2 protein-coding genes are annotated in these 2,406 nt (G+C 61.6%); both read left to right on the top strand.

The window, feature by feature from the left end; all coding sequences use genetic code 11:
• Positions 1-228: 228 nt before the first annotated feature.
• The gene (locus BM040_RS21495) at positions 229-993 is read left to right on the top strand and encodes a tyrosine-type recombinase/integrase (protein WP_092105885.1); all 765 of its coding nucleotides are present in this window, start codon (positions 229-231) and stop codon (positions 991-993) included.
• A complete protein-coding gene (locus tag BM040_RS21500) occupies positions 993-2,126 on the top strand; it encodes an IS91 family transposase (protein WP_217646815.1) in 1,134 nt (377 codons plus the stop codon). Before BM040_RS21495 ends, BM040_RS21500 begins: the two co-directional genes overlap by 1 nt.
• The last annotated feature ends 280 nt before the right edge of the window (positions 2,127-2,406 follow it).

The following is a 2,406-nucleotide window of genomic DNA, read 5'->3' on the forward strand; positions in this document are numbered from 1 at the left end:
GTTGCACTAAACCTTTGGTAAAGGGTTTTAAAAAGCAGCGGATAAGAGCTACCTTTTAATTCACACTTAACTCTTACATAAGATGAAAAAAAAGAGCCAACCCTTATCCAGACTGCCTGCTCTAATGTAGCCGGATTCCGCGAGCTTTACGAGAAGTTCTCCAAAAAAATCACCGTCGCCGGCCGCGGCCAGAGCACGCTCAAAAACTACAGCCACCACCTGGCCAAGGTGGCCCTGCACTTTGACTGCCTGCCCACCGAGCTGGACCCCGACCAGCTCAACGACTACCTCTACCTGGTAAAGCAGGAGCACAACACGCCCTCCAACTCCTACTTCAAGTTCACCGTCTACGCCCTGCGCTACGTCTTCCGCATGGAAGGGCTAAAGGACAAGCGCATCGAGCTGCCCGCCCTCAGGCGCGGGGGCAAGCTGCCTGTCGTCTTGAGCAAGCCCGAGGTGAGAAGATTGCTGTCCGCCCCCAAACTGCTCAAGCACCGGGTGCTGCTGGCCACCCTCTACGGCTGCGGCCTGCGCTGCAGTGAGGCCTGTAACCTCAAGCTCTCCGACCTGGACTTTGACCGCCGGATGTTGCACGTGCGCCAGGGCAAGGGCGGCAAGGACCGCTACGTGCCCCTGAGCGAGCACCTGATCCGCGGGCTTGAAAAGTACATCCGGTCCGAGTGCCCGCAGACCTGGCTCTTCAACGGCCAGGTGCAGGACAGTGAAGAGGGGCTACTGGACAGACGCTACAACACGGCCGGCGTGCAGTGGGTGGTGCGCTCGGCCCGCCGGGCGGCCGGCATCCAAAAGCAGGTCACCCCCCACACGCTGCGCCACACCTTCGCCACCCACCTTTTGGAGGACGGCCTGGACATCGTCTCCATCAAGGACCTGCTGGGCCATGCCTGCATCGACACCACCATGGTCTACCTGCACGTGGCCCAAAGCGGGAGGAAGAAGCCCTTCTCCCCGCTCGACACCCTCTACTGCTAGTGCGGGCCAGACACGAGGTGGCCCATGTGCTGCGGGCGCACTGGCCCCAGGTGGAGCACTGTGCCGGTATCAATTCCTGGCAGCTGCGCACCCTGGCGGCCATCATGCGCTGCCGCACCCGGCAGATGGGCGGGCACGTGGACGCCTGCACCGGCTGCGGCCAGGTGCGCGTGAGCTACAACTCCTGCCGCAACCGCCACTGCCCCAAGTGCCAGGGCAGAAAGCGCGAGCAGTGGATCCAGGCCCGGGAGCAGGAGCTCTTGCCCGTGCCCTACTTCCACGTCGTCTTCACCCTGCCTGACACGTTAAACCAGCTGGCCCTCCATCAGCCCAGGCTTGTCTACGACACCCTCTTCGAGGCCGCCTGGCAGACGCTGCTTGCCTTCGCCACCGACACAAAGCACCTGGGGGCAAGGCCGGGCATGGTGGCCGTGCTCCACACCTGGGGCCAGACCCTCTCGCTGCACCCCCACCTGCACTGCATCGTGCCGGGTGGGGGGCTAACCAAGCACGGCAGGTGGAGAGGGGCCCGCGGCAAGGGTAAGTACCTCTTCCCGGTGAAGGCCATGAGCCGGGTCTACAGGGCTACCTATGTGCGGGTACTGAAGGAAAAGCTGCCCCAGGTGGACAAGGAGCTGATCAGCGGGCTGTTTAAAAAGGAATGGGTAGTCTATGCCAAGCGCCCCTTCGCAGGTCCCGGGCACGTGGTCGAGTACCTGGGGCGCTACACCCACAAGATCGCCCTCTCCAACCACCGGATAAAGGAGGTGGACGAGCAGTCGGTCACCTTCTCCTACAGGGACTACCGGCAAGGAGCCAGGAAACTGGAGATGAGGCTCGGGGGCATGGAGTTCATCCGACGCTTCGCCCTGCACATCCTGCCCCGGGGCTTTGTCAGGATACGCCACTACGGCATTTTGAGTGGCACAGCCAAGGGCGCGGCCATACCCGTGATCCGCCAGCAACTGCCCGAGGAGAAAAGGCGAAAAGTAGAAGTGCGCCAGCTCGAGGAGTACAACCCGCTCGTCTGTCCCTGCTGCAAAAAGGAGACGATGGTCACCCTCCAGGTGCTGGCCAAGCGGGGACCGCCACAGGGGCTGAGGACGCAGCGTAGGTACCAGGAGTTCGAGTAAGGAGCTAAAAAAGCCACCCCAAAAGGTGGCCTGGCGAAGCTATGCCCCTGCAGCGGCAAATGCCTTGAAAAGAGCGGGAATCCTCTCCCGGAAACAACAGAAAGCATCTTTTATTACCCCTCCAGGCCCGCATCCGATGGGCCAGCCGGCTACCTGAGAGCCTTGGACAGGTAGCGTAGAGCTAACCTCTTCCGACTTAAAACCCATAACGCGTCGCCCGGTTGGGTGCAACCACGGCTTCATTGTAGGCACTCCGTACCCAACGAAGCCTTAGTTGTTG

Source organism: Pontibacter chinhatensis, assembly GCF_900113285.1.
GTDB lineage: Bacteria > Bacteroidota > Bacteroidia > Cytophagales > Hymenobacteraceae > Pontibacter > Pontibacter chinhatensis.